27 protein-coding genes, 1 tRNA gene and 1 pseudogene are annotated in these 24,020 nt (G+C 73.3%); 13 read left to right on the top strand and 16 right to left on the bottom strand.

Annotation, left to right across the window (positions count from 1 at the left end; genetic code table 11):
- Nucleotides 1–150 precede the first annotated feature (150 nt).
- Nucleotides 151–238 (top strand) — tRNA-Leu (locus ACF1BN_RS01460).
- Between the two features lie 72 nt (nucleotides 239–310).
- Nucleotides 311–1,858: a hypothetical protein gene (locus ACF1BN_RS01455; RefSeq protein WP_392329540.1), complete on the top strand. Its 1,548-nt coding sequence runs from the start codon at nucleotides 311–313 to the stop codon at nucleotides 1,856–1,858.
- A 39-nt stretch (nucleotides 1,859–1,897) separates the two neighbouring features.
- On the opposite strand, the pseudogene ACF1BN_RS01450 reads toward ACF1BN_RS01455, so the two are convergent.
- The 4 genes and pseudogenes from ACF1BN_RS01450 to ACF1BN_RS01435 form a co-directional block, all read right to left on the bottom strand.
- Nucleotides 1,898–2,851: pseudogene (locus ACF1BN_RS01450) on the bottom strand (IS481 family transposase); the annotation flags it as partial.
- 103 nt (nucleotides 2,852–2,954) lie between these two features.
- The gene (locus tag ACF1BN_RS01445) at nucleotides 2,955–3,665 is read right to left on the bottom strand and encodes a class I SAM-dependent methyltransferase (protein WP_392329539.1); all 711 of its coding nucleotides are present in this window, start codon (nucleotides 3,663–3,665) and stop codon (nucleotides 2,955–2,957) included.
- Nucleotides 3,666–3,699: 34 nt separating this feature from the next.
- Nucleotides 3,700–4,128, bottom strand: a complete 429-nt coding sequence (locus ACF1BN_RS01440) for a hypothetical protein (protein WP_392329538.1) — start codon at nucleotides 4,126–4,128, stop codon at nucleotides 3,700–3,702.
- 5 nt (nucleotides 4,129–4,133) lie between these two features.
- The gene (locus ACF1BN_RS01435; protein WP_392329537.1) at nucleotides 4,134–4,673 is read right to left on the bottom strand and encodes an ATP-binding protein; all 540 of its coding nucleotides are present in this window, start codon (nucleotides 4,671–4,673) and stop codon (nucleotides 4,134–4,136) included.
- Between the two features lie 215 nt (nucleotides 4,674–4,888).
- Between ACF1BN_RS01435 and ACF1BN_RS01430 the strand changes: the two genes are divergently transcribed.
- From ACF1BN_RS01430 to ACF1BN_RS01420, 3 genes are all read left to right on the top strand, one after another.
- Nucleotides 4,889–5,764: a helix-turn-helix domain-containing protein gene (locus tag ACF1BN_RS01430; RefSeq protein WP_392329536.1), complete on the top strand. Its 876-nt coding sequence runs from the start codon at nucleotides 4,889–4,891 to the stop codon at nucleotides 5,762–5,764.
- Complete coding sequence (locus ACF1BN_RS01425) at nucleotides 5,765–6,001, top strand: DUF397 domain-containing protein (protein ID WP_030495614.1); 237 nt, start codon at nucleotides 5,765–5,767, stop codon at nucleotides 5,999–6,001.
- A gap of 74 nt (nucleotides 6,002–6,075) precedes the next feature.
- Nucleotides 6,076–6,894 carry an SAM-dependent methyltransferase gene (locus ACF1BN_RS01420; protein WP_392329535.1) on the top strand — a complete coding sequence of 273 codons (819 nt, stop codon included), beginning with the start codon at nucleotides 6,076–6,078 and terminating at the stop codon, nucleotides 6,892–6,894.
- 111 nt (nucleotides 6,895–7,005) lie between these two features.
- Here the strand turns inward: ACF1BN_RS01420 and ACF1BN_RS01415 are convergent, their stop codons facing one another.
- Nucleotides 7,006–8,349, bottom strand: a complete 1,344-nt coding sequence (locus tag ACF1BN_RS01415) for a 6-phospho-beta-glucosidase (RefSeq protein WP_392329534.1) — start codon at nucleotides 8,347–8,349, stop codon at nucleotides 7,006–7,008.
- A gap of 102 nt (nucleotides 8,350–8,451) precedes the next feature.
- On the opposite strand from ACF1BN_RS01415, the gene ACF1BN_RS01410 reads away from it, so the two are divergent.
- The gene (locus ACF1BN_RS01410) at nucleotides 8,452–8,898 is read left to right on the top strand and encodes a YchJ family protein (RefSeq protein ID WP_392329533.1); all 447 of its coding nucleotides are present in this window, start codon (nucleotides 8,452–8,454) and stop codon (nucleotides 8,896–8,898) included.
- 139 nt (nucleotides 8,899–9,037) lie between these two features.
- Here the strand turns inward: ACF1BN_RS01410 and ACF1BN_RS01405 are convergent, their stop codons facing one another.
- The 3 genes from ACF1BN_RS01405 to ACF1BN_RS01395 form a co-directional block, all read right to left on the bottom strand.
- Nucleotides 9,038–11,140 carry an MDR family MFS transporter gene (locus tag ACF1BN_RS01405; RefSeq protein WP_392329532.1) on the bottom strand — a complete coding sequence of 701 codons (2,103 nt, stop codon included), beginning with the start codon at nucleotides 11,138–11,140 and terminating at the stop codon, nucleotides 9,038–9,040.
- 63 nt (nucleotides 11,141–11,203) lie between these two features.
- Nucleotides 11,204–11,452, bottom strand: a complete 249-nt coding sequence (locus ACF1BN_RS01400; RefSeq protein WP_373307825.1) for a hypothetical protein — start codon at nucleotides 11,450–11,452, stop codon at nucleotides 11,204–11,206.
- 356 nt (nucleotides 11,453–11,808) lie between these two features.
- Nucleotides 11,809–12,867 carry an ATP-dependent DNA ligase gene (locus ACF1BN_RS01395; protein ID WP_392329531.1) on the bottom strand — a complete coding sequence of 353 codons (1,059 nt, stop codon included), beginning with the start codon at nucleotides 12,865–12,867 and terminating at the stop codon, nucleotides 11,809–11,811.
- Nucleotides 12,868–12,919: 52 nt separating this feature from the next.
- Between ACF1BN_RS01395 and ligD the strand changes: the two genes are divergently transcribed.
- Both ligD and ACF1BN_RS01385 read left to right on the top strand, forming a co-directional pair.
- Complete coding sequence (gene ligD, locus ACF1BN_RS01390; protein WP_392329530.1) at nucleotides 12,920–14,032, top strand: non-homologous end-joining DNA ligase; 1,113 nt, start codon at nucleotides 12,920–12,922, stop codon at nucleotides 14,030–14,032.
- 45 nt (nucleotides 14,033–14,077) lie between these two features.
- Nucleotides 14,078–14,350, top strand: coding sequence for a WhiB family transcriptional regulator (locus ACF1BN_RS01385; RefSeq protein WP_392329529.1), 273 nt, complete (start codon nucleotides 14,078–14,080; stop codon nucleotides 14,348–14,350).
- A 27-nt stretch (nucleotides 14,351–14,377) separates the two neighbouring features.
- Here the strand turns inward: ACF1BN_RS01385 and ACF1BN_RS01380 are convergent, their stop codons facing one another.
- The 3 genes from ACF1BN_RS01380 to ACF1BN_RS01370 all read right to left on the bottom strand — a co-directional run bounded on the left by ACF1BN_RS01380 (nucleotide 14,378) and on the right by ACF1BN_RS01370 (nucleotide 16,673).
- The gene (locus ACF1BN_RS01380) at nucleotides 14,378–15,352 is read right to left on the bottom strand and encodes an acyl-ACP desaturase (RefSeq protein WP_392329528.1); all 975 of its coding nucleotides are present in this window, start codon (nucleotides 15,350–15,352) and stop codon (nucleotides 14,378–14,380) included.
- Nucleotides 15,353–15,557: 205 nt separating this feature from the next.
- Nucleotides 15,558–15,815, bottom strand: coding sequence for a hypothetical protein (locus ACF1BN_RS01375; RefSeq protein WP_392329527.1), 258 nt, complete (start codon nucleotides 15,813–15,815; stop codon nucleotides 15,558–15,560).
- Between the two features lie 12 nt (nucleotides 15,816–15,827).
- On the bottom strand, nucleotides 15,828–16,673 hold the full coding sequence (locus tag ACF1BN_RS01370; RefSeq protein ID WP_392329526.1) for a helix-turn-helix domain-containing protein: 846 nt from the start codon (nucleotides 16,671–16,673) through the stop codon (nucleotides 15,828–15,830).
- Between the two features lie 204 nt (nucleotides 16,674–16,877).
- On the opposite strand from ACF1BN_RS01370, the gene ACF1BN_RS01365 reads away from it, so the two are divergent.
- The gene (locus ACF1BN_RS01365; protein WP_392329525.1) at nucleotides 16,878–17,342 is read left to right on the top strand and encodes an ATP-binding protein; all 465 of its coding nucleotides are present in this window, start codon (nucleotides 16,878–16,880) and stop codon (nucleotides 17,340–17,342) included.
- On the opposite strand, the gene ACF1BN_RS01360 is transcribed toward ACF1BN_RS01365, so the two are convergent.
- The 3 genes from ACF1BN_RS01360 to ACF1BN_RS01350 all read right to left on the bottom strand — a co-directional run bounded on the left by ACF1BN_RS01360 (nucleotide 17,328) and on the right by ACF1BN_RS01350 (nucleotide 20,326).
- On the bottom strand, nucleotides 17,328–18,998 hold the full coding sequence (locus ACF1BN_RS01360) for an ABC-F family ATP-binding cassette domain-containing protein (RefSeq protein WP_392329524.1): 1,671 nt from the start codon (nucleotides 18,996–18,998) through the stop codon (nucleotides 17,328–17,330). The genes ACF1BN_RS01365 and ACF1BN_RS01360 overlap by 15 nt on opposite strands.
- 252 nt (nucleotides 18,999–19,250) lie before the next feature.
- Entirely contained in the window at nucleotides 19,251–19,667 is a 417-nt protein-coding gene (locus tag ACF1BN_RS01355; protein WP_376602287.1) for an SsgA family sporulation/cell division regulator, read from the bottom strand.
- 164 nt (nucleotides 19,668–19,831) lie between these two features.
- Nucleotides 19,832–20,326, bottom strand: a complete 495-nt coding sequence (locus ACF1BN_RS01350) for a (4Fe-4S)-binding protein (protein ID WP_392329523.1) — start codon at nucleotides 20,324–20,326, stop codon at nucleotides 19,832–19,834.
- Nucleotides 20,327–20,470: 144 nt separating this feature from the next.
- Here ACF1BN_RS01350 and ACF1BN_RS01345 point away from each other — a divergent pair, with 144 nt between their 5' ends.
- Nucleotides 20,471–21,565: a WD40/YVTN/BNR-like repeat-containing protein gene (locus ACF1BN_RS01345; RefSeq protein ID WP_392329966.1), complete on the top strand. Its 1,095-nt coding sequence runs from the start codon at nucleotides 20,471–20,473 to the stop codon at nucleotides 21,563–21,565.
- Nucleotides 21,566–21,665: 100 nt separating this feature from the next.
- On the opposite strand, the gene ACF1BN_RS01340 is transcribed toward ACF1BN_RS01345, so the two are convergent.
- The gene (locus tag ACF1BN_RS01340) at nucleotides 21,666–21,965 is read right to left on the bottom strand and encodes a YciI family protein (protein ID WP_360315913.1); all 300 of its coding nucleotides are present in this window, start codon (nucleotides 21,963–21,965) and stop codon (nucleotides 21,666–21,668) included.
- A gap of 34 nt (nucleotides 21,966–21,999) precedes the next feature.
- Nucleotides 22,000–22,557 carry an SMI1/KNR4 family protein gene (locus tag ACF1BN_RS01335; RefSeq protein ID WP_392329522.1) on the bottom strand — a complete coding sequence of 186 codons (558 nt, stop codon included), beginning with the start codon at nucleotides 22,555–22,557 and terminating at the stop codon, nucleotides 22,000–22,002.
- 77 nt (nucleotides 22,558–22,634) lie between these two features.
- Between ACF1BN_RS01335 and ACF1BN_RS01330 the strand changes: the two genes are divergently transcribed.
- Genes ACF1BN_RS01330 through ACF1BN_RS01320 form a run of 3 tightly spaced genes read left to right on the top strand, consistent with a single transcriptional unit; the run spans nucleotide 22,635 to nucleotide 23,976 of the window.
- Nucleotides 22,635–23,351, top strand: coding sequence for an endonuclease V (locus ACF1BN_RS01330; RefSeq protein ID WP_392329521.1), 717 nt, complete (start codon nucleotides 22,635–22,637; stop codon nucleotides 23,349–23,351).
- A gap of 56 nt (nucleotides 23,352–23,407) precedes the next feature.
- Nucleotides 23,408–23,548: a morphogenic membrane protein MmpA gene (gene mmpA, locus ACF1BN_RS01325; RefSeq protein WP_392329520.1), complete on the top strand. Its 141-nt coding sequence runs from the start codon at nucleotides 23,408–23,410 to the stop codon at nucleotides 23,546–23,548.
- Nucleotides 23,545–23,976 carry a VOC family protein gene (locus tag ACF1BN_RS01320; protein ID WP_392329519.1) on the top strand — a complete coding sequence of 144 codons (432 nt, stop codon included), beginning with the start codon at nucleotides 23,545–23,547 and terminating at the stop codon, nucleotides 23,974–23,976. Before mmpA ends, ACF1BN_RS01320 begins: the two co-directional genes overlap by 4 nt.
- The last annotated feature ends 44 nt before the right edge of the window (nucleotides 23,977–24,020 follow it).

Raw genomic sequence — 24,020 nt, 5'->3', positions numbered from 1 at the left:
CGGTCACGACCCGTGGTCCACCCGGCGCACGGGCCGCCCCCTCCACCACCCACGACTGACCACGGAAAACGCCGGTGAAAGCGCCCGCGAACCCCTGGTAGAGTTGTCCATGTCGCCGCGGGGAACACCCGCGATCACGACAGACACCTTGTCCGGGTGGCGGAATGGCAGACGCGCTAGCTTGAGGTGCTAGTGCCCTTTATCGGGCGTGGGGGTTCAAGTCCCCCCTCGGACACCACGGAGCAGGCCGGTCGATCTCGTATCGACCGGCCTTTCTCGTCATCTGCACCTTCGGGGGAGGGAGCGGCGGATGCCGCGAGTGTCTGGGTTCGACCGGCGGGCCACGGCCCTCGTCGAGGTGCACGGGCTGCGCGGCGAGCACGAGCTGTTCGAGGAGGCCCTCGCCGCCCGGGGATGGCCGGTGCTCGACCGGCAGGGGCGGGATCCGCAGCCGCTCGTCGAGCGGCGCGTCCGCTACCTGATCGAGGCCCGCTTCCCCGGCAGCCGGCTGAACGCGGTCTCCGGCGCCCGGCAGCGGATCGAGCTGATCGCCGAGGAGTGCGGGCTCGACCTCCAGGTCCAGGCGGTCGAGTGCGTCGAGCGGGACCCCAGGGACCTGCCGCACTGGTTCGCCTACGAGGCTCCGCGGGTGCCCGCCGGGGCGGGCCCGGCGGAGCGGGCGCGGGGACGGCTCGCCCGCTGGGCCGCAGAGAACCTCGGCACCCGGGACACCGGTCGGCTGATCACGGCGAGGACACCGCAGGCCGCCCGCTGGCTGGCGGCCCGGCCGCTCCCCGGTACGCGGGCGCGGTCGGAGGCGGCGGCCCGGCGGCCCTCGGGCGCCGCGCCCACGCCCGCGCGCCGGGTCGGCGGCCGCCGGGAGTCCTCCCGGACGATGGGCCGCCTCATCGTCGTCGCCCTGCTCGGCCTGCTGCTCGGCGCCCGTCAGGCCGACGTCCTCCTGGTGCGGGACCGGTGGTCGTGGACGAGTACGGTGCTCCTCGCCGTCCTCGTCGGATCCGCCGAGGCCGTCCTCTCCCGCGCTCCGGGGGACGGCGGCTCGCGGGCGGTCCCGAGGGGCGTCGCCGCGGGTCTCGTCCTGTGCAGCGCGGGGCTGGGGGCCTACCTGGCGTGGACGGTCCCCGATCCGGGGATCACGGCCCCCGTCCTCGTCGCCCTGGCGGCGGGGGCCGCCGTCGCGAACGGCGTCCGCCTCCTGGTCCGCCAGTGGAGCTGGCAGCGGGTCGCCCCCTGGCTGCTGCCCGCCCTGATCCCGCTCGCCTTCGGGTTGCTGCCCGGGGTCGGCACCACCCTGCACATGATGTACCTGGACGCCTTCGGGGTCGACCTGGAGGACGTGGAGATACCCCGGGCCTACCAGCTGATGGCGATGCTCAAGCTGGCCGCCTGCCTGAGCCTGTGGTTCCTCGCCCCGGCACTCCTGGGCTACATGAAGCACTTCCACCTGCACGTCAAGGACCGCGTCTTCGGCAATCTGGTGGTCCTCGCCCTCAGCGTCCTGCTGGTCGTCACCGGCCTCCTGGAGATCGGACTGCTCGGCGCCGGCCGGGCCGGGGCACGGGACGCCACCGCCGCGGCGGCCGGCCGCACCCCGCCCGGCTACTACGGCATCGACCCCGAATGGGTCTGCCCCGCCCCCGTCGGCGCGCTCGCCGAGGTCCCGGTGGACGGCGGTGTCCTGGACCCGAAGCGCGCCTACCTCAAGCTCGGCGACTCCGGGGGAGTGGTGGTGCTCTGGGACGCGCGGGAGCGCGCCGGCATGAAGGTCCCGCTGGAGAAGCTCCGCCTCGTCCCGGCGGACTCCGCCCGCACCGCGTGCGGGGCGGACACCCCCTAGGTGTATCGACCCGCGTCGACAACCCCGCGGGTCGATACGCCTGTATTGACCCGCAGGGTTGTTGACGCGGGTGATGGGTGGGTGTCCGTCGAGTGCGGTGTGGCAGCGGTGGTGGTTGTAGGTGTGGAGGAAGTCTGCCAGGGCTTCGGTCCGCTCGTGGTTCGAGGTGTAGGGCCGCTGGTAGGCCCATTCGTCGAGCAGGGTGCGGTTGAAGCGTTCGACCTTGCCGTTGGTCTGCGGCCGGTAGGGCCGGGTGAGTTTCCCGGTCGCGCCGAGGTCGGCCAGGACGTTCTTCCAGGCCAGGCCCTTGCGGTAGGCCCAGGCGTTGTCGGTCAGGACCCGTTCGATCCGGGTGATGCCCTGGCTGTGGAAGAACGCGGCCGCGCGGGCCAGGAAGGCCGCGCAGGTCGCGGCTTTCTCGTCGGGGTGGATCTCGCTGTAGGCGAGGCGGGAGTGGTCGTCGACGGCGGAGTGGACGTAGTCGAAGCCCATGTTGCTGCGGGTGGCCCGGCCGGCCTGGCGTCCCAGGGTCCTGTGGCCGCCGCCGTCGGGGATCCGGCCGAGCTTCTTCACGTCCACGTGGATCAGCTCGCCGGGACGTTCGCGTTCGTAGCGGCGGATCGGCGTCCCGGTGGGGCGGTCGAGCCAGGCCAGGCGGTTCAGCCGGTGCCGGGTCAGGATCCGGTGCACGGTCGAGGCGGGCAGGCCCACGATCGGGCCGATCCGGGCCGGCCCGAGCTTGCGGGTCCGCCGCAGCTCGCAGACCTGCTCTTCCACCGCGGTCGCGGACCGGTGCGGCGTGGTCCGAGGGCGGCTGGAGCGGTCGTGCAGGCCCGCGTCTCCCTCGGACCGCCACCGGCGGATCCACTTGTGGGCCGTGGCCCGGGAGATACCCATCTCGGCGGCCACATGAGCGACCGGACGGCCGGAGCAGACACGTTCGACCAGCAGTCTCCTACCGAAGACGGTCAGCCGGGCATTACGGTGGGACACGAAGACCTCCGTGCGGTGAGTTCCTAGACAGCTCCCACCACACCGGAGGTCTTCGCCATGTTCAAGACCAGACCGGTGTCAACAACGCTCGTGATCAATACACCTAGCCCTTCCGCGCCACCACCAGCCGGCAGTTCGGGCTGCCGTCCGGGCGGGTGCCGAAGTCGGGGAGGGGGAGGTGGGTGACCGCGAAGCCGGTCTCCTCCAGGAGGGCGCGGACGTCCGCGAGGCGGAAGGTGCGGTAGTACATGACGAACGGAGGGCGCCAGAGGGCGTTGCGGACGCGCATCGCGGCGTCGAAGGCCCAGAGGGTCCAGTAGGCGCGGGAGCCGACCGGGGGCGGGGCCGGGAGGGGGAAGGCCAGCAGGCCGCCGGGGCGGAGGACGGCGTGGACCTGGGCGAAGAGGGTGCGCTGGGCGGCGGGGAGGAAGTGGCCGAAGGCGCCGAAGCTGACCGCCAGGTCGAAGGCCGGTGCGAAGGGGAGGGCGAGGGCGTCGGCGCGGACCAGGGTGGCGTCGGGGTGCCGGCGGCGCGCCTCGGCCAGCATGTTCGTACTGAAGTCGACGCCGGTGACGCGGCCCGCGCAGACCGAGCGGAGGACGGGGAGGCCGGCGCCGGTGCCGCAGCAGACGTCCAGGCCCGTCCCGAAGGGACCCAGGCCCTCCAGGGCGTCGGCCACCGCCGTGAGGATCCGGTCCGGGGTGCGGAACGGGGTCGCTTCGAACTTGGGCGCCAGGAGGTCGTAGCCGTGCTCCACCGAGGAGAGCGCCTGGCCGGTCAGTTCGCGGAGGGTCGGGCCCTGCGGGGTGAACATGGCACCGACTCTACGCAGCCGCGGGACCGGGCGGTCAGAGCGCGCTGCGCACCGGCGGGGCCGGCCAGGCCGGGGCGGTGCCGGTGAGCTGGCAGGTCAGCAGGTAGAGGGGGATCGGCGGGGTGTAGGGCGAGGTGCCGTCCGGGTGGTGGATCAGCCGGGGGCCGCGGTCGGGGATCTCGGCCCCGGGGGCGTAGCAGGCGGGCAGCGGCCAGGTCAGGTCGAGGTCGGAGCCGGCCGGGACGAGCCACCACCACCAGTCGGTGTCGGCGTAGACGCAGCCCTTGGCGGGGAGCCGGGAGAGGATCTTGAAGCCGAAGCGGGCGGGGACGCCGACGGCGTCGCAGCCGAGCCCGGTGTTCAGGCCGGTGGGGACCGCGAGGCGGGTCGCGGTGACCGCGGGGGAGCGGCCGGGGCCGTTCTCGGGGGAGCGGCGGCCGCGCGGGACGAGCAGGGTGGCCATGGATCTCAGCATGGCTCCCCCAGGGAGTGGGCCAGCTCCGCCCAGACGATCTGCGCCGTGCCGTGCCCGGTGCGCTCGGCGCCCCAGGACGCGCAGAGCGCGTCGACGATCAGGAGGCCGCGGCCTCGTTCGTCCGCGCCGCAGTCGCGTATCCGGGGGCCGGCGGGGCCGCCCTCGTCCCGGACGGCTATGCGGAGCGCCTCGGCGCCGTCCCGCAGCTCGCAGACGATCCGGCTGCTCGCGGTGTGCAGGACCGCGTTGGTGACCAGTTCGGAGACGACCAGGGCGGCCGTGTCGCGTATCTCGGAGCCGCGGCCCCAGAGGACCAGCCGCTCCTCGGAGAGGTGGCGGGCGCGGCTGACGGACTCGGTGCGGGCGGGCAGCTCGAAGGCGAAGCGGCGGAGGGGGTCGCGGCGGAGCGGGTCGCGGTGATGGGGCTCGCGGTGCCGGGGGTCGTGGTGGACGGGATCGTGGCGGTGCTGCGGGCGCTGGGCCATGACTCGGGAGCTCATGAGACCTGAGGGCTGCGCGTTACCAGAAGCCACGACCGGTTCCTCACAACAGTGGGCAGGGCTGCCGTACATCGCTGTCGCCGGGGCCCGGGGAGCTCCGGCGGCAGTCCGTACTGGTTCACCGGAACACTGTCCTCCTGACTCGGACACTTGGCAAGTGGCACTCTGAAAATTGCAGAGTGCCGTGTTCTCTCCGGCCGGGCTTCGTGGCACACTCATCGAAAACAGCGCGTCGGGGAGGTCTGGGAGTGAGCGAGCCGCGGTCCGCCCCCACGGTGGGACAGGTCGTCCTCGGCCGGCGTCTGCAGGACCTGCGCGAGCGCGCGGGCCTCAAGCGGGAGGAGGCCGCGAAGGTCCTCCACGTCGCCCCGGCGACCGTCCGTCGCATGGAGACCGCCGAGGTCGCGCTGAAGATCCCGTACGTCCAGCTGCTGCTGAAGACCTACGGGATCACCGACGCCGAGGCGGAGGCGTTCGTCGCCCTCGCCGAGGAGGCCAACCTGCCCGGCTGGTGGCAGCGGTTCCACGACGTGCTGCCCGGCTGGTTCTCCATGTACGTCAGCCTGGAGGGGGCCGCGAGCCTCATCCGGGCCTATGAGCCCCAGTTCGTCCCCGGTCTGCTCCAGACCGAGGGGTACGCCCGTGCCATTCTCCGCAGTGGAGCGGTCGGCGGCGGCGGCGACGCCGCGCGGGAAGAGGACATCGACCGGCATGTAGCCCTCCGGATGGAGCGCCAGTCCCTGCTGACCAGGGAGGACGCCCCCAGGTTCTGGGTGATCATGGACGAGACGGTGTTCCGCCGGCCGGTCGGCGACGGGCCCGAGGTGATGCGCGACCAGCTCGACCGGCTGCTCGAAGCGTCCGAGCTGCCGAACGTCACCCTGCAGATCGCGGAGTTCGCGTCCGGCCACCACCCCGGCACGTACGGTCCCTTCGTCCTCTTCCGCTTCGCCATGCCCGAACTCCCGGACATGGTCTACAGCGAGTACCTGACCGGCGCCGTCTACCTCGACGCGCGCCCCGAGGTGGCGTCCCACCTGGAGGTCATGGACCGTATGGCGGCGCAGGCCGCGACTGCACAACGCACGAAGGAGATCCTCAGGGATCTCCGCAAGGAGCTGTGAATGGATCGCATATACAACGGCATGCCCGCCGCGGAGCTCGGTGCCGAGGGATGGCACAAGCCCTGGAGCGGCGGGAACGGGGGCAACTGCGTGGAGGCCATGAAGCTGGCCGACGGCAGGGTCGCCGTGCGACAGTCCGCAGACCCTGAAGGACCCGCGCTCATCTACACCCACGGGGAGATCGCCGCGTTCATCGCGGGAGCCAAATCCGGTCAGGCTGACTTTCTCCTCACCTGAACCCTTCCGTCCTGCCCCTACCGTCACGTAACTCTTGTAGCAGCGCCACCCGTTCGTCCCGACCAGGAGAGCCGATGACCCAGGAACCCGCTTCCGCGCGGAGCGAGATACGGATCGACACCAGCAAGCCGCACCCCGCGCGGATGTACGACTGGTTCCTGGGCGGCAAGGACAACTACCCCGTCGACGAGGAGATGGCCCGCCAGCTCCTCACCGTCGACGCCCGCGGCCGGGACATGGCCCGGGTCAACCGCGCCTTCATGCACCGTGCCATCCGCTGGCTCAGCGCCCAGGGCGTGCGCCAGTACCTGGACGTCGGCACCGGTATCCCCACCGAGCCCAACCTGCACCAGATCGCGCAGGCGGCCGCGCCGGAGTCCCGGATCGTCTACTGCGACAACGACCCGATCGTGCTCGCGCACGCGGCCGCCCTGCTGCGCTCGACCCCCCAGGGGGCCACCGAGTACATCCAGGCGGACGCCCGCGATCCCGAGACCATCCTCGAACGGGCCGGAAAGGTCCTTGACTTCGACCAGCCCATCGCCCTGTCGATGCTGGCCCTGCTCCACTTCCTGGGGGACGAGGACGGCGCCCACGACATCGTCGCCAAGCTCGTCGACCAGCTCGCCCCGGGCAGCTACCTCGTGCTCTCCCAGGTCACCGGCGACTTCGACCCCGAAGGCGCCGCCAAGGCCGTCGGCATGTACAAGGCGCGGGGGCTGACCCTGCGACCGCGCACCCGCGACGAGCTGGCGGTCTTCTTCGACGGCCTGGAGTTCGTCGAGCCCGGGGTGTCGCTCACCGCCGCCTGGCACCCCGAGCTGGGCGAGCCGGTGCCGGTGCAGGGCGACGACCCGATCCCGGGCTGGGCCGCGGTGGCCCGCAAGCCCTGACCCGTACCGGTACCCGCACGCCCCGACCCGTACCGGTACGCCGGAGGGCACAGCCCGTACGACCGGGAGGCCCGTGGAGTCCGCTCCACGGGCCCCTCGGGGAGCCGGCCGTCACCCCCGCAGGTACGCGAGGCCCGGATGCGCCGCCGTGTAGCCGTCGAGCAGCCGGCGGGCCACCGCCACCGAGTCCACCAGCGGATGCAGCGCGAAGGCCTTCACCGCGTCCGCCCGCGCCCCGCTCTCCGCCGCCGCGAGCACCTCCCGCTCGACCGCCTTCACCGCCGACACCAGCCCCATGGCGTGGTACGGCAGCGGGTCCACGGCCACCGGACGGGCGCCGTTGGCGTCCACCAGGCACGGCACCTCGACCACCGCGTCCGCGTCGAGCCCCGGCAGCGTGGTGCCGTTGCGCACGTTCAGGATCAGCGTGGTCCGCTCACCGCGCGCGATCGCCCGCATCAGGGCCAGCGCCACCTTCTCGTAGCCGCCCGACTCCAGGTCCTCCTCGGCCCGGTCGCCGGCCCCGGCCGCCTCCCGGTTGTGCGCCATGTAGGTCGCCTCCCGGTCGGCGAGCGTGCGGTGCCAGGCGTCCAGGGCGCGGGTCCCGGGCCTGCGGGCCTCCGCGTAGAAGCCGGCCTGCTGGTCGAGGAGGTACGCCCCGCGGGTCTTCCCGGCGCCCCGGTAGGAGGCGACGGCCTCCCGGTTGAAGTAGTAGTAGTGCAGGTACTCGTTGGGGACCGCGCCGAGCGACCGCAGCCACTCGGTGCCGAAGAGCTTCCCCTCCTCGAAGGAGCCCAGCAGCGCCTCGTCCGCGAGGAGCCGCGGCAGCTCGTCCCGGCCGTCCACCCGCAGACCGCGCAGCCATCCGAGGTGGTTGAGGCCCGCGTAGTCGATCCAGACCCGGTCGGGGTCGGCGCCGAGCACCCGCGCGACCCGGCGGCCCAGGCCGACGGGGGAGTCGCAGATGCCGACGACCCGGTCGCCCAGGATCCGGGACATCGCCTCCGTCACCGTCCCCGCGGGGTTGGTGAAGTTGATGACCCAGGCGTCCGGGGCGAGCGCGGCGATCCGGCGGGCGATCGCGACCGCGACCGGCACGGTCCGCAGGCCGTACGCGATCCCGCCCGCGCCCACCGTCTCCTGCCCGAGCACCCCTTCGGCCAGCGCCACCCGCTCGTCGGCCGCCCGGCCCTCCAGTCCGCCGACCCGGATCGCCGAGAAGACGAAGTCCGCGCCGCGCAGCGCCGCGTCGAGATCGGTGGTGGCCGTGACGACGGGCGCGTCCGGCACCCCCTCGGCCTGCTCGGCGAGGACCCGGGCGACGGCCGTCAGCCGGTCCGCGTCCAGGTCGTGCAGGGTGACGTGGGTGATCCGGCCCTCGGCGTGATCGCCGAGCAGCGCGCCGTACACCAGCGGCACCCGGAATCCGCCGCCTCCGAGAATCGTCAGTCGCATGCTCCGTACGCTACTCGGACACCCCCGCCGAACAGCCCGAACCGGCCTCGGCGTCCACGCCGGCGTCCGCATCCCGGGCATCGGCTGAGGGAGAATGACCGCATGTCCCGACGCAAGACCGCCCCTCGCCGCCGCACGCCCGCACCCGCCCCGGTCACCGCCGACACGCCCTGCCCCTGCGGGCTCGACGCCGGCTACGGCGCCTGCTGCGGCCGCTTCCACGCCGGTACGGGAGCCACCGCGCCCACCGCCGAACTGCTGATGCGCTCCCGCTACAGCGCCTTCGTCGTCGGTGACACGGCCCACCTCCTGCGCACCTGGGCCCCCGAGACCCGCCCCGCCGACCTCGACCTCGACCCCGGCACGCGGTGGGCCGGCCTGGAGATCCTGGACACCACCGACGGCACCGCCTTCCACCAGCGCGGCACGGTCACCTTCCGGGCCCGCTACGTCCAGGGCGGCGAGCCGGGCTCCCTCCACGAGCGCAGCCGCTTCACCCGCCACGACGGAGCCTGGGTCTACGTCGACGGCGAGTTCCTGGACGACTGACGACCGACGACTGACCGACCGAGGATTGACCGACCGACCGACCGACCGACCGACCGACCGACCGACCGACCGACGACTGACCGACCGGCGACCGGCGCTGACGACCTGAGACCGACCGGCGGGGCTCCGCCCCCGGGGATCACCGCCCCGACGTGACCTTCCTGCGGGTGTCCGGGCCGTGGGCCGGGAGGCCGGTGGAGAGGTCCTCCGCCACGGCCTTCTTCGCGATGGCGTCGGCCGCCGCGCGGAGTTCGGGGCCGCTGGGGCGCCCGCGCTCCTGTTCCAGGCGGTCGGCGAGCCAGTCGCCCCAGGCGTGGGTGATGACCTCGGCCTCGCGGGCCCCGGCCGGGGTGTGCGAGAGCAGGCTGCCGTCGCGGGTGAGGAAGCCCTCGTCGACCATCCGGTCGAAGACGGGGAGGATCACCTCGGGCGGGAGGCGCCGGCCCGCCGCGATGAGGCCGAGGCTGGCGTGGCCGACCGTCCGGGTGTAGAGCTCGACCTGCATGACCGCCCAGGCGCCGGCCATGTCGAGGCGGGTGTCGGAGCCGGCGACGATCCGCCGCGCGGTGTCCCGGTCCATCCGGTGCAGCAGCCGCCCCACGGCGAGTTCGAGGAGCTTGGCCGAGTCGCCGCCGCTGGTGGGGGAGGCGAAGCCCTCGCCCATGTCGGGAGCGGCCTCCCGGGCCGTGTCGCGGAGCTTCACCTGTTTGAGGAAGAGAGCGACGACGAAGCCGACGGCGGCGACCGGGACGGTCCACAGGAAGACGGTGTGGAGGGTGTCGGCGTAGGCGCGGACGATCGGCGCGGCGACCCCGTCGGGCAGTCCGTGCACTCCCTGCGGGCTCTGCGCGGCGGTCGCGATCCCCGACGGGTCGAGGCCGGCCTGCCGGGCGAGGACGGACGCCTCGGCGACCCCGGTGGTGAGGTTGGGCTTCAGGGCGTTGGCGTAGATCGTGCCGAAGACGGCGGTCCCGAAGGCGCTGCCCAGGGTGCGGAAGAAGGTGACGCCGGAGGTGGCGGTGCCCAGGTCGGCGTAGTCCACCGTGTTCTGCACGGCGATCGTCAGGACCTGCATGCACAGTCCGATGCCGACGCCGAGCACGAACATGTACAGCGACTCCGGCCAGGTGCCGGTCGTCTCGTCCATCAGCGACAGCAGATAGAGCCCGACGCCCATCACCGCGCAGCCGACGATGGGGAAGATCCGGTAGTGACCGGTCTTGCTGACCACGTTGCCGCTGAAGACGGAGGCGATCAGCAGGCCGACGACCATGGGCAGGGTCCGGATGCCGGAGACCGTCGCCGAGTCCCCGTCCACGTACTGGAGATAGGTCGGCAGGAAGGTCATCGCGCCGAGCATCGCGAAGCCGACGACGAAGCTCAGCACCGAGCAGACGGTGAAGACCGGGTTGCGGAACAGCTTCATCGGCAGCATCGGTTCGGCCGCCCGGGACTCCGCCCAGCAGAACAGGCCGAGGGCGAGGATGCCGCCGACGAAGAGCCCGATGATGACGCCGGAGCCCCACGCGTACTCGTTGCCGCCCCAACTGGTCGCCAGGATCAGGGCGCTGGAGCCGACCGCGACGAGCGCGATGCCGAGGTAGTCGATCACCGGCCGGCTCGCCGAGCGGACCGAGGGGATCGTGCGGGCGGCGGCGATGACGACGAGGATCGCGATCGGCACGTTGACGTAGAAGGCCCAGCGCCAGCTGGCGTGGTCGGTGAACAGGCCGCCGAGCAGCGGTCCGATGACCGTGGAGACGCCGAACACGGCGCCGATCGCGCCCTGGTACTTGCCGCGTTCGCGCAGCGGGATCACGTCGGCGATCAGCGCCATCGAGGTGACCATGAGGCCGCCGGCGCCGATGCCCTGGAGGCCGCGCCAGACGATCAGCAGCGTCATGTTGGTGGCGAGGCCGCAGAGGAACGAGCCGGTGATGAAGATGACGGCGGAGATCTGGAAGATCACCTTGCGGCCGAAGAGGTCGCCGAACTTGCCGACCAGGACGGTCGCCACGGTCTCCGCGAGGAGGTAGGAGGTGACGACCCACGACATGTGGGCCGCGCCCCCGAGGTCCGCGACGATCGTGGGCAGGGCGGTGCCCACGATGGTCTGGTCGAGCGCGGCCAGGAGCACGCCGAGCATGATCGTGCCGAACACGATGTTGCGGCGGCGCCCGTCGAGCACGGGCGGTGCGGGCGCGGCCGGGGCGGCTGGGCTTGCGTCGCTGGTCGTGGTCACCCTCGCAGCGTCACACCGCGTCGCCCCCGCTGCCCGGCGGGTGCGGCCGAACGGGCGAGGCCGTCAGGGGCGTACGGGCAGCGTCGGGTGGTGCTTGGCCAGGATCTTGTTGGCCCGGGCGAGAGCGGCCAGCGCGTGCTCGCGGTCGGCCCGGTCCTCCGCGCAGAGCGGTCCGCGGAAGCGGTAGACCTCGCGCGCCGCGCAGTCCGCCTCGATCTCCGCCTGGAGGACGTGCGCGGGCAGACAGGAGCCGATGAGGGCGGCCACGCGGTCGGGGATCGGGACGGGGACGAGGGGAGAGGGCGAGGCGATCACGGGTCAGTCCTAGCGGTTCGTGGGGGCGGACGGGAAGGGCTCTCACCTCCATACGTACCGGACGGCGGGAGCGGTTCCGGTACGGCTCCGGTGCCGCCGTACGCCGGGGGCGCCCGCTCCGCTCCGAGTGCGCGGGCGCACCCGCCCGGCCCCCTCCGCGGCGGGTGATCACGTGCGCCGGCGTTCCCGCAGGTACGGGGCACGGCGCCGGACCGGGATTCCGCACGGACCTTGCGCATCGCGGGCGGCGGCGGCCGGCGGCGGAGCCGGGCGGGCGCGGCGCAAGCCCCCGGACGGAGGTCGTGGTGTGAAGGAAATCACGTGGCGCCGGGGCGTCCGGACCGGGACGATCGTCAGCTCAGTACGTCCGACAGGTCGTACGAGACGGGCTCGTCCAACTGCCCGTAGCCGCACGACCCGGGGGCGCGGTCCGGGCGCCAGCGCTTGAACTGCGCGGTGTGCCGGAAGCGGTCGCCCTCCATGTGGTCGTAGCCGACCTCGCAGACCCGCTCGGGCCGCAGCGCCACCCAGGACAGGTCCTTCTTCCCCGACCAGCGGCTCGGCGCGCCGGGCAGCCGGGCCCCCGCGTGGGCGGCCTCCTCGGCCCAGGCGGCCCACGGGTGCCCGTCGGGCGGGTCCATCCGCAGCGGCTCCAGCTCCTCGATCAGCTCGGCGCGGCGCCTCGCGGTGAAGGCGGCGCAGACGCCGACGTGCTGGAGGGCGCCCCGGTCGTCGTACAGGCCGAGGAGGAGCGAGCCGACGGCGGGCCCGCTCTTGTGGAAGCGGTAGCCGGCCACGACCACATCGGCGGTGCGCTCGTGCTTGATCTTGTACATGAGCCGCGCGTCGGGCCGGTAGGGCAGGTCGAGCGGCTTGGCGATCACCCCGTCGAGCCCGGCGCCCTCGTACTGCTCGAACCAGCGCGCGGCCAGCTCGGCGTCCCGGGTGGCGGGGGCGAGGTGGACGGGGGCGGTGACGCCGTCGAGCATCCGCTCCAGGGCCTCGCGGCGCTCCGCGAGCGGGGTGTCGAGGAGGGCGTCGTCCCCGAGGGCGAGCAGGTCGAAGGCGACGAAGCGGGCCGGGGTGGTCTCGGCGAGCATCCGGACCCGGGAGTCGGCCGGGTGGATCCGCTCGCTGAGCCGGTCGAAGTCGAGCCGCCCGCCGTGCTCGACGACGATCTCGCCGTCCACCACGCACCGCTCCGGCAGCCGCTCCCGCAGCGCCTCCACGAGTTCGGGGAAGTAGCGGGTGAGGGGCTTGCCGGTACGGCTGCCGATGACGAGGTCAGGGCCGTCGCGGTGGACGATGGCCCGGAAGCCGTCCCACTTGGCCTCGTACTGCATCCCGGGCGGGATCTTCTTCACGGCCTTGGCGAGCATCGGCTTCACGGGCGGCATCACCGGCAGATCCATGGGTTGATTGTCCGGTATGCGATAGATGTCGGCGAGCTCTAGGGTGGCGCCCATGGCAGGCAAGACGGCAGCGGTGGAACTGGAGGCCGGCGGGCGCACCGTCCGCGTCTCCAACCCGGACAAGATCTACTTCCCTGAGCCCGGCTACACCAAGCTGGACATGGTCACCTACTACCTCGCCGTCGGCGAGGGCGTCACCCGCGCCCTGCGGGACCGCCCGACCACCCTGGAGCGCTACCCCGACGGGGTGACCGGCGAGTCCTTCTTCCAGAAGCGGGCCCCCAAGTACCTCCCGGACTGGATCCCCACGGCGCACATCACCTTCCCCAGCGGCCGCTCCGCCGACGAGCTGTGCCCCACCGAGCCGGCCGCCGTCCTCTGGGCCGCCAACCTCGGCGCCGTCACCTTCCACCCCTGGCCGGTGCGCCGCGCGGACACCGACCACCCCGACGAGCTCCGCCTCGACCTCGACCCGCAGCCCGGCACCGACTACGCCGACGCCGTCCGCGCCGCCCACGAGCTGCGGGCCGTCCTCGACGAGTACGGACTGCGTGGCTGGCCCAAGACCTCCGGCGGCCGGGGCCTGCACGTCTTCGTCCCGATCCGCCCCGACTGGACCTTCGTCCAGGTCCGGCGGGCGGCCATCGCCTGCGGCCGGGAGCTGGAGCGGCGGATGCCGGACCGGGTCACGATGAAGTGGTGGAAGGAGGAGCGCGGCGAGCGGATCTTCGTCGACTACAACCAGACGGCCCGCGACCGCACGATCGCCTCCGCCTACTCGGTCCGCCCCCGGCCGCACGCCCCCGTCTCGGCACCGCTGCGCTGGGAGGAGATCGACGACGCCGTGCCGCGGGACTTCGACATCCGTACGATGCCCGCCCGGTACGCCGAGCTCGGCGACGTCCACGCCGACATGGACGACGAGCGCTTCGACCTGGAGCCCCTCCTGGAGCTGGCCCGGCGCGACGAGGCCGAGCACGATCTCGGGGACCTGCCCTATCCGCCCGAGTACCCGAAGATGCCCGGCGAGCCGAAACGGGTCCAGCCGAGCCGGGCGAGGAAGGCCGCCGGCGGGGATGCCGGCGAGGCTTCCGGTGGGGATGCCGGCGCGCGGCCCGGCAAGGATTCCGGCGCGGCCTCCGGTGCGGTCGACGAGCCGCATTGATCGGACGTTGACGGTGTGTTTAGCGCCCCGGGCGAGGGTGGAGCCATGCAGACCGACACGGACGTCCTGACCTTCCCCGCCCCCCGCCCCGCCGGCGACCTCTCCTGGCGCGAGAACGCCCTGTGCGCCCAGGCGGGACCGGAGTTCTTCTTCCCCGCCCCCGGCTCCTCGACCCGCGAGGCCAAGCAGCTCTGCGGGGGCTGCGAGGAGCGCGTCGCCTGCCTGGAGTACGCGCTGGCGCACGACGAGCGGTTCGGGGTGTGGGGCGGGCTGTCGGAGAAGGAGCGGGGGCGGCTCAGGCGCGCACAGCGCTCCTGAACCGCCCTCGGGGGAGTGCGGCGGTGCTCAGCCGGCGGCGCGCGAGGCCATCCGGGCCTTGCGGGCGGCGAGCTTCACGTCGAACTTCGTGGCCTCCGCGTCCAGCCCGTTCATGTAGAGACCCAGCTCCTCCTGGGCGCGCAGCCCCTCCGGGCCGAGACCGGAGATCTCCAGGACCTTCAGGTGCCGCAGCACCGGCTCCAGCACGTCGTCGTGGTGGATGCGCATGTTGTAGATCTCGCCGATCGCCATCTGGGCGGCGGCGCGCTCGAAACCGGGGATGCCGTGTCCGGGCATCCGGAAGTTGACCACCACGTCGCGGACGGCCTGCATGGACAGGTCGGGGGCGATCTCCAGCGCGGCCTTCAGCAGGTTGCGGTAGAAGATCATGTGCAGGTTCTCGTCGAGCGCGATGCGGGCCAGCATCCGGTCGCAGACCGGGTCGCCGGACTGGTGGCCGGTGTTGCGGTGCGAGATGCGGGTGGCGAGCTCCTGGAAGGACACGTACGCCACGGAGTGCAGCATCGAGTGGCGGTTGTCCGACTCGAAGCCCTCGCTCATGTGGGACATCCGGAACTGCTCCAGCTTGTCCGGGTCCACGGCGCGCGAGGCGAGGAGGTAGTCGCGCATCACGATGCCGTGCCGGCCCTCCTCCGCGGTCCAGCGGTGCACCCAGGTGCCCCAGGCGCCGTCGCGGCCGAAGAGGCTGGCGATCTCGTGGTGGTAGCTCGGGAGGTTGTCCTCGGTGAGCAGGTTGACCACGAGGGCGGTCTTCCCTATGTCGGTGACCGGCGACTGGGTGGGGTCCCAGGGCTCGCCGTCCTCGAAGAAGCCGGGGAAGTTGCGGGCGTCCGACCACGGCACGTACTCGTGCGGCATCCAGTCCTTGACGACCTTGAGGTGCCGGTTGAGCTCCTTCTCCACCACCTCTTCCAGCGCGTACAGCAAGCGCGCGTCGGTCCACCCTGCCGAGCTGCCGAGGTGGGGAGAGGTGAGCGTCACGGGGACTCCTGGGGACGGAGAGAGGGAGAACGGAACTACCTACGGACTCGTAGGTTACGAAACCGTAGGTTAAGGCCCTGTAAGGCGCCGACCAAGTCCCTCCCGGGCGTTGTCCGGTTACGTTCCGTTATGCGTGCAGCTCGCGCCGCGAAAAGAGATGCAGGTCACGTCGGGTTCGATCACCCGTGAACACGTGATCGGCTACTCAGAGCAGATGGTCGGCGGCCCCGGACTTCACCGCGGAGATCAGCGCGCGCAGCGCCTCGACCGAGTCGCTGACGTACGCGCCGGGCGCGAGGGTCGAGCCGATGTAGGCTCGGCCGTCGCCGTCGAGGCCGAAGCGGAAGCAGTTGGCCCCCTCGCTGCAGAAGGCCTCGCCCCAGGCGATCTCGACGCCGGGGGCGGCGGGCGAGGAGGGGGCGGCGGGGCCGGTGGGTGGCGTGACGTTCACGGTGTGGCGCATGGGTGCGGGTCCTCACAGGTCCTGGGCTATCAAGCGGATGAACGCGCGGGAGTCGGCGGTGGACAGGGCGAGCCCGCGCAGCCGTTCCAGCAGGCCCTGGTACCGGCGCAGCTTCATGTCGGCGTCGAGGAGGATCGAGCCGTGCGAGGAGTCGAGCTGGACGGTGTCGAGCTGAGGCACGGGCGCGGACACATAGGTGAACGACTGTCCCGCTCCGGGGAAACCCCCGGCGGCGAAGGGGATGGCCCGTACGGTGACGGTGGCCCGCTCGGACTGCTCCAGGATGTGTTCCAGCTGGGCCCGGGCGACCTTCGGGCCGCCGAACTGCATCCGCAGCGCCGCCTCGTGGATCAGCGCCTCGTACGGCACCGGCCGGTCCAGGGTCTCCTGGCGGCGCAGCCGCAGCGCGAGCCTGGCCTCCAGGTCCGGTGCCGGGAGCGGCGGCACGGCGGTGTCGAAGACCGCCCGCGCCTGCTCCCCGGTCTGGAGCAGACCGGGCACGTGGGTGGTCACGGCCGTGGTCAACTCGGCCGCGTGGTATTCCAGTTCGGCGATGTCGAGGAGGGTGGGCGGCAGCAGGCCGCGGTGCTCCTCCCACCAGCCGCGGTCGCGCTCCTGGGCCATGGCGGCGAGCAGGTCCACCAGGGCCGTGTCGGGGCAGCCGTAGTTGAAGGCCAGGGTCCGCACCCGCTCGGGACTGATGCCGAAGCGGCCGGACTCGATGTTGGGGATGCGGGTGCGGTCGACGCCGAGGAGGGCGGCGGCCTGCTGGGCCGACATGCCGGACTGTTCGCGCAGCTTGCGCAGTTCGGCGCCGAGTCGCTGCTGGCGTGCTGTGGGGCTGCTCCTGGGTGGCACGTCGTTCTCCCTCGTCCTGCCGGGCGGCCCCCTGCCGCCCCGCTCCCGCGCCGCTGATCGCTCTCTGTCCGAAAACGGCGCCACTACCCGCAAGTAGTAGCACCGTGCTCCGCTTCTGCGCTACGTTCGGTAGCGTAAGTCTCACACGGGGCGACCATCCCCGTGTGCGGAGCACCCCCATGTACCGGAAATGTGAGCAATCCGATGAAAGGCGCCCTGCGTTGCCTTCCGGCCGCCGCCACGGCGGCCGGGCCCATACCCCTCACCGCGGAGAACCTCAGCCACTCGATGCTGCTCCCCGGTGACGCCTCCTGCGCGGGCCTCGCCCGCGAGGCCGTCCGCGGCCTCCTCGCCCGCCACGGGCTCGCCGAACTCCGCGGGACCGCCGCCCTCGCCGCCTCCGAACTCGCCGCGTCCGCCCACCGGTTCACTCCCGACCGGGAGATGGTGCTACGGCTGCGCTGGCGGTACGACGCCCTGCGGATCGTCGTCTACGACCAGCATCCGGCCCACCGCGCGCCGGACGCCGCCGAGGCGTGCCGCGACCGCCGCAGCCGCGGCATGTGGCTGCTGGCCGCGGCGGTCGAGGAACATGGCGGCGACTGGGGCCTGACCCCCGCCCTCACGCCCGAGGGCGGCACCAAGTCCTGGGCGTTACTCCCTCGTTGACCCCGAACCGGCCCCCGGAACGAACCCCGCCGCGGTACGGAGCTCCTCCGCCGACGTCGGCCGCAGACGGCCGTCGAGGAGCAGCCGGCGCGTGATCCCCAGCGACTCCAGGAATGTCAGGTCGTGACTGGCCACGACCAGCGCCCCCTCGTACGCGCGGAGGGCCGCGGTCAGTTTCCGCACCGACGCGATGTCCAGATTGTTCGTCGGCTCGTCCAGCAGCAGCAGCTGCGGAGCCGGCTCCGCCAGCAGCAGCGCAGCCAGCGTCGCCCGGAACCGCTCCCCGCCCGACAGGGTGCCCACCAGCTGATCCGCCCGGGCCCCCCGGAAGAGGAAGCGCGCGAGCCGGGCCCTGATCGCGTTCCCCGAGGCCGTGGGCGCGAACCGGGCCACGTTCTCCACGATGCTCAGCCCGTCGTCGAGGACGTCCAGCCGCTGCGGCAGGAAGCGGAGCGGCACCAGCCGCTCCACCTCCCCCGACACCGGCTCCAGCTCCCCGGCGACCGTCCGCAGCAGCGTGGTCTTGCCGGCCCCGTTACGGCCCACCAGCGCGATCCGCTCCGGTCCCCGCAGCTCGAACCCGCCCTCGACCCGGGCCCCGTACCGCAGCTCCAGGTCGCGCAGACGCAGCACCTCGCGCCCCTGCGGCACCGAGGTGTGCGGCAGCTCGACGCGGATCTCGTCCTCCTCCCGCACCGCCTCCGCCGCCGTGTCCAGCCGCTCCCTGGCCTCCGCGAGCCGGTCCGCGTGCAGATTGCGGTGCTTGCCCGCCGACACCTCCGCGGCGCCCCGCCGAGTGTTGGCCACCACCTTCGGCACGACCTTGTTCTCGAAGCTCTTCTGCGCGTACCGCTTCCGGCGCGCCAGCTTCTGCCGGGCCTCCGACAGCTCCCGCCGCTGCCGCTGGACGTCCGCCTCGGCCACCCGCACCATCCGCTCCGCGGCCTCCTGCTCGGCGGCGAGCGCCTCCTCGTACGCCGAGTAGGTCCCGCCGTACCAGCTCACCCCGCCCTCGTGGAGGTCGGCGATCTGGTCGACCCGCTCCAGGAGCTCCCGGTCGTGGCTGACCACCACCAGCGCCCCGGACCAGCTGTCCACCGTCTCGTACAGGCGTGAACGGGCGTACAGATCGAGGTTGTTGGTCGGCTCGTCGAGCAGCAGGACGTCCGGCCCCGCCAGCAGCAGCGCGGCCAGCCGCAGGAGCACGGACTCGCCGCCGGACACCTCGCCGACCGTCCTGTCCAGGCCGATCGAGCCGAGACCGAGCCGGTCGAGGGTGGCCAGGGCCCGCTCCTCGACGTCCCAGTCGTCGCCGAGCGCCGAGAAGTGCTCCTCGGCCGCGTCGCCCGACTCGATGGCGTGCAGCGCGGCCCGCTTCCGGTCGATCCCGAGGATCGCGTCGACCCTCCGGCCGGTGTCCAGGACCAGGTTCTGCGGGAGGTGGCCGATCCGGCCCGAGGCCCGTACGGACCCCCCGGTCGGGGTCAGTTCGCCGGCGAGCAGCCGCAACAGGGTGGACTTCCCTGAGCCGTTGGTGCCGACCAGGCCGGTGCGGCCGGGACCGATCCTCACCCCGAGGTCGTCGAAGACCTCGGTGCCGTCCGGCCAGGAGAAGGAGAGCGAGGTGGTGGAGAGGAAGACAGGCTGATGTGACACGAGGGCCTCCGGTGCCGCGAGCACGGTGTGAGCGTGGAAGGGGTGCGACGCGTGAGACACCGGGGCGCGGGCGGCAGGAAGAACGGCTCGTCCACCGAGGTCGAGAACGGCGCGCACGGCACGGGGCACGCACGCGGCACGGTGTCTCGGGACCTCAGAGAATCAACGTTCCTGCTCCGATCGGGAGGCGATCTGACCTCACCGACGGTAGGAGCCGCCGCAGGAGGAGGCAAACGAATTAAGGGGAGCCGCTCAGGGCAGTTCGCCCAGGAGCGCGGCCAGGTTCCGGTCCCAGTCCAGGTACTGGTGCTCGCGCCCGGCCGGTACCAGATGCTGCGAGCGCTCCAGGAAGAGGCGCAGCTCCGAGGTGCGCACATGGACCATCGCCACGCCCTCCGGAGCGTGGAACTCCACCACCGTCCGGTCGTAGCCGTACGGTCTCAGCCGCACGTCCCCGTCCCCGGCGGGCCGTTCGACGCCCTGCGCGAGGAGTTCGCGGGCGAAGGCCCACGAGACCTCGACGCCCTCCAGGGTCGCCGGCGGCGGGAAGGCCATGCTGACGGCGTACGGGTCCTCGCGGTCGTAGCGGAGCGTGGCGGGGACGGTCTCCATCCGGGGAGCGGAAGCGACCAGACGGGCCTGGACGGGCTGCTCGATCACGGCGGACACGGCGGGCTCCTCTCGCGGCGTTGCGATCCTGTGCGTCTCCCCGACACCAGGGCACCTGACACCCATGAAGACGAGCGGAACGGCCGGAACGTGCACTCACCCCCCACGTGAGGTGAGTCACCGCCCTCACCCGGAACCACCGCCGCCCCCACCCGGAACCGCCGCTACCGGCTCCCGGGAACCTCGTCGTCGGGCTCCGCGCAGCGCCCGGAGTGATCGCAGTACGGCTGGTTCCGCGAGGCCCCGCAGCCGCAGAGCGTCACCCGCGTCTCGTGCCGGTCCCCCCGCTCGCCCGAGACCACCAGATCGCCGCGTACCACCAGCTGACCGGCGGGACCGCGGCGCACCGTCGTCGGGACCTCGGGCCGCTCCTCCGCGCCGCCGTCCGCCGGCGGGTGGTACCGGAGCGCCCCGGACGGGCAGCGCCGGACCACCTCGGCGACCCGTTCGGACGCGGCGGCGTCCGGCAGCACCCAGGGCCGGCGGGACAGGTCGAAGACCTCCGGCAGACCGTGGACGCACTCGGCCGCGTGCAGGCAGCGGCGTGGCTCGAAAGTGACGGTGATGCCCTCGCCGTCGTACTCCTTCAGCCGCGGATTCTCCGCGACCGGGGAGTCCGCCGGGGATTCCGCCCCGGCCTCCGCAGGTCCCTCGGTCATGTGCCCAGCCTAGGAACGCCCGGCGCGCCCCGCACTCCGACGACGGGCCCGAGGCCCTCTGGACGGGCCGGGCCGCCCCCGCTACCTTCCGGCGCCATGACACCTGTGCGAAAGATGCGTACCACGCGCCGCACGATGACCACGATGACGGCGGGGCTGGTGGGGGCGGCGCTGGCGCTGACCCTCGCGGCCCCGGCACGGGCCGGGGAGACCCCCGTGGCCCGCCCGGCTCCCGCGGCCCCCACGGCTCCCGTCGCCGCGGTCGGCTGGCAGCTCACCCCGACCGGGACCGACGTCCGCTTCCGCGGTCTCGCCGCGGTCGACCGCCGCACCGCCTGGGCTGCCGGCTCCCGGGGCACCGTCCTGCGCACCACCGACGCCGGCCGCACCTGGCGGAACGTCTCGCCGCCCGGCGGCGAGACGCTGGAACTCCGCGACGTGGAGGCGTTCGACGCCCGTCGCGCCGTCGTCCTCGCCATCGGCGAGGGCGAGGCGTCCCGGCTGCTGCGCACCGAGGACGGCGGCGCCACCTGGACCGAGGCCTTCCGGAACACCGACCCGCGCGCCTTCTACGACTGCGTGACCTTCCTCGACCGTCGGCACGGGCTCGCCCTCGGCGACCCGGTCGACGGGAGGTTCCGCATCCTCGCGACCCGCGACGGCGGCCGCAGCTGGCAGGTCCTGCCGGACTCCGGGATGCCCGCGGCCCTCCCCGGCGAGGCCGGCTTCGCCGCGAGCGGCCAGTGCCTGGTCACCGCAGACCGGGGCGGGAAGGACGTCTGGTTCGCGACCGGCGGCGCCGCCACCGCCCGCGTTTTCCACTCCGCCGACCGGGGCCGGACCTGGACCGTCACCGACAGCCCGGTCCCGGCCGCGGACCCCGCCCGGGGGGTCTTCGCGCTCGCCTTCCGCGACCGCCGGCACGGCCTCGCGGTCGGCGGCGACTACCGGGCCGGGCAGCCGTCCCCGCGCGCCGCCGCCGTCACCGCCGACGGCGGGCGCACCTGGACCCCGGCCGCCACGCCCCCGCCCGCCTACCGCTCCGGAGTCGCCTGGCTCCCGCACGCCGAGGGCGCCGCCCTCGCCGTCGGGCCCACCGGCACCGACCTCACCCGCGACGGCGGCCGCACCTGGCGGACCGTGGACACCGGCTCGTACGACACCGTGGACTGCACCCCGGACGGCGGCTGCTGGGCCTCCGGCGAGAAGGGCCGCATCGCCCGGCTCGCCCGCCGCTGACGGACCACGCGACTCGCCCACCGCTGACGGACCGCCGGACTCAACCGTCCCGATGGAACCGCCGGGGCCCGGTCGGCGCGGACGGGTTCCCGGGCTCGGGTCAGGCCGGCGGCTGCTCGCGGTAGCCGGCCAGGCCCTCGACGGTCTTCGACGCGTAGAACTCGGTGATCCGGTACGCGCACACGCCCTCGGAGCTGAAGGGGTCGGCCGCCGCGATCCGCTCGATCGCGGCCCGGTCGACCCCGGCCGCCAGGATCACCCCGCCGTCCCGCGGGTTCTTCCGCCCGGAGGCGAGGAACACCCCGGCGGCGTACTGCTCGTCCAGCCAGGCGATGTGCGCGTCCATCAGGGCGTCCGCCCGCTCGACGGGCGCGGTGTAGGTCAATTCCAGTACGAACATGCGACCAGGCTACCGGCGGGCCAGGCCCCGGTGATCAGCCCCCGAACGCCTCGGCGGCGGGCTCGAAGCGGTGCTCCACCGGCTCCGGCACCGCGTACAGGAAGCCGAAGTAGGAGGTCTCCGCCGTGCCCGTCAGGACCCCGAGCAGGAACGCGGCGCAGCCCGGTCCGTGACGCTCCCAGAGCGGGCCTCGCCCCTCGTTGTAGAGCACCGGCCAGGTGTCGGGGTGCCGGTCGGGACGCGCCAGCCAGTACAGGAACGCCCCCGACCCCTCCTCGTACGCCCACGGCACCACCCGCGTGCCCGGCTCGCCCAGCTCCTCGGGCCGCTCCTCGCCGATGTCCCACAACGACTCCAGGATCTCGTCCCGTTCGGCCGTCTGCGCGACGAGGTCGAGGTCGGCCGTGGCCGCGCCGGGGACGAGCAGCCACACCGTCTCGGTGAAGACCCCCTCGCCGTACGTCTCCACCAGCCGCTTGTAGTCGGCGGGGAGCGGCATCCCGAGGGCGCGCTCGGCCCGCGCCCAGTCCACGGGCGGCGGCGGCACGGCGGGCGGCGGGCAGAGGCGCACGAGCTCGTCGATCGCGTTCACCGGAGGGACGCTAGCGCACGCCGGGAAGGCGGCGGCCGGGCCCCCGCGCCGGGGAGGCGCCGCCGTAGGCTGGCCGCATGGGGATCATCGGGGTTCCGGCGGGCTGGCCCGCCGACGAGGCGACGGCACTGGAGGTCCAGCGCGAGCTGCGGGGACGGCTCGTACGGACGGAGGAGGGGCCGCCGCCGGGGGAGGGGCACGTCACCGGACTCGACGTGGCGTACGACGACGAGCGGGACCTGGTCGCCGCCGCGGCCGTGGTCCTCGACGCCCGGACGCTCGCGGTCGTGGCGGAGGCGACCGCCGTGGGGCGGGTCTCCTTCCCCTACGTCCCCGGGCTGCTCGCCTTCCGCGAGATCCCGACCGTGCTGGCCGCCCTCGACGCGCTCACCGCCGATCCGGGGCTCCTGGTCTGCGACGGTTACGGGCTCGCCCACCCGCGCCGGTTCGGGCTCGCCGCCCACCTCGGCGTGCTCACCGGCCGGCCCGCGATCGGCGTCGCCAAGAACCCCTTCACCTTCTCGTACGACGAGCCGGGGCCGGACCGGGGCGACTTCGCCCCGCTGCTCGCCGGCGGCGAGGAGGTCGGGCGGGCGGTGCGGACCCGGCGCGGGGTCAAGCCCGTCTTCGTCTCCGTCGGGCACCGGATCTCCCTCGACAACGCCTGCGCGCACACGCTCGCGCTCACCCCGCGCTACCGGATCCCCGAGACCACCCGGCACGCCGACGCGCTCTGCCGGCGCGCGCTCGCCGAGGCGCTGGCGGTGAGCGATGCGCGTGCCCGTGCTGAGTAGCGTCTGAGTACCCGTACGGATGTCCGCCGTCAGTCCCTCACGGCACAGTGGCCGTCATGACAACCCCCGTCACCACGTGCCCCCGTGGCCGCTCCGGCGGCCGGGCGATGCCCGTCGTCCTCGCGGTCGCCGCGCTCTCCGCCCTCGCCTGGACCTGCGCCGTCGTGTACGTGCTCGCCGACTGGACCACCGGATGAACGGGCGGCTGCGCTGCGTCGTCCTCGACTGCCCCGACGCGCACGAACTCGCCGCGTTCTACCGGGAGTTGCTGGGTGGGGAGATCACGGCGCCCGACCCGGGGCTCGCCGTCGGAGCCGGTTCCGCCGTGCTGCGCGACGCGCACGGACCGGTCCTCGCCTTCCAGGACGTCGCCGACCACCGACCGCCCGTCTGGGGCGCCCCGGAGCAGCAGTTCCTGCTGGACATCCGGGTCCCGGACCCGGCCGCCGTCCACGACCTGGTGCTCGCCCTCGGGGCCGTTCCCCTCAGCGAGGGCGGACACGGCCAGGGCGGACCGGGGGAGGACGGATCCGGGGCGGAGCCTGGGACCGTCGAGGCCGCCGGACCGCTGTGGCGGGTGTACGCGGATCCGGCCGGACACCCCTTCCGGCTGATGGGGGACTGAGGGCCCCGGGGCGCCTTCGGAGCCGTTCCGCGCACCCGCATCGA

The sequence above is a fragment of the Streptomyces sp. NPDC014861 genome (assembly GCF_043081625.1).
In the GTDB taxonomy this organism is placed as follows: domain Bacteria; phylum Actinomycetota; class Actinomycetes; order Streptomycetales; family Streptomycetaceae; genus Streptomyces.
Note: the sequence above shows the minus strand (reverse complement) of the source record. Positions and strands in the feature narration are given on the sequence as shown.

Coding starts and splice junctions, on each gene's coding strand:
- ACF1BN_RS01455 (WP_392329540.1), top strand. CDS start 311: ATGCCGCGAGTGTCTGGGTTCGACCGGCGGGCCACGGCCCTCGTCGAG.
- ACF1BN_RS01445 (WP_392329539.1), bottom strand. CDS start 3,665: ATGTTCACCCCGCAGGGCCCGACCCTCCGCGAACTGACCGGCCAGGCG.
- ACF1BN_RS01440 (WP_392329538.1), bottom strand. CDS start 4,128: ATGGCCACCCTGCTCGTCCCGCGCGGCCGCCGCTCCCCCGAGAACGGC.
- ACF1BN_RS01425 (WP_030495614.1), top strand. CDS start 5,765: ATGGATCGCATATACAACGGCATGCCCGCCGCGGAGCTCGGTGCCGAG.
- ACF1BN_RS01420 (WP_392329535.1), top strand. CDS start 6,076: ATGACCCAGGAACCCGCTTCCGCGCGGAGCGAGATACGGATCGACACC.
- ACF1BN_RS01415 (WP_392329534.1), bottom strand. CDS start 8,349: ATGCGACTGACGATTCTCGGAGGCGGCGGATTCCGGGTGCCGCTGGTG.
- ACF1BN_RS01410 (WP_392329533.1), top strand. CDS start 8,452: ATGTCCCGACGCAAGACCGCCCCTCGCCGCCGCACGCCCGCACCCGCC.
- ACF1BN_RS01395 (WP_392329531.1), bottom strand. CDS start 12,867: ATGGATCTGCCGGTGATGCCGCCCGTGAAGCCGATGCTCGCCAAGGCC.
- ligD (WP_392329530.1), top strand. CDS start 12,920: ATGGCAGGCAAGACGGCAGCGGTGGAACTGGAGGCCGGCGGGCGCACC.
- ACF1BN_RS01385 (WP_392329529.1), top strand. CDS start 14,078: ATGCAGACCGACACGGACGTCCTGACCTTCCCCGCCCCCCGCCCCGCC.
- ACF1BN_RS01375 (WP_392329527.1), bottom strand. CDS start 15,815: ATGCGCCACACCGTGAACGTCACGCCACCCACCGGCCCCGCCGCCCCC.
- ACF1BN_RS01365 (WP_392329525.1), top strand. CDS start 16,878: ATGAAAGGCGCCCTGCGTTGCCTTCCGGCCGCCGCCACGGCGGCCGGG.
- ACF1BN_RS01350 (WP_392329523.1), bottom strand. CDS start 20,326: ATGACCGAGGGACCTGCGGAGGCCGGGGCGGAATCCCCGGCGGACTCC.
- ACF1BN_RS01345 (WP_392329966.1), top strand. CDS start 20,471: ATGACGGCGGGGCTGGTGGGGGCGGCGCTGGCGCTGACCCTCGCGGCC.
- ACF1BN_RS01340 (WP_360315913.1), bottom strand. CDS start 21,965: ATGTTCGTACTGGAATTGACCTACACCGCGCCCGTCGAGCGGGCGGAC.
- ACF1BN_RS01330 (WP_392329521.1), top strand. CDS start 22,635: ATGGGGATCATCGGGGTTCCGGCGGGCTGGCCCGCCGACGAGGCGACG.
- mmpA (WP_392329520.1), top strand. CDS start 23,408: ATGACAACCCCCGTCACCACGTGCCCCCGTGGCCGCTCCGGCGGCCGG.
- ACF1BN_RS01320 (WP_392329519.1), top strand. CDS start 23,545: ATGAACGGGCGGCTGCGCTGCGTCGTCCTCGACTGCCCCGACGCGCAC.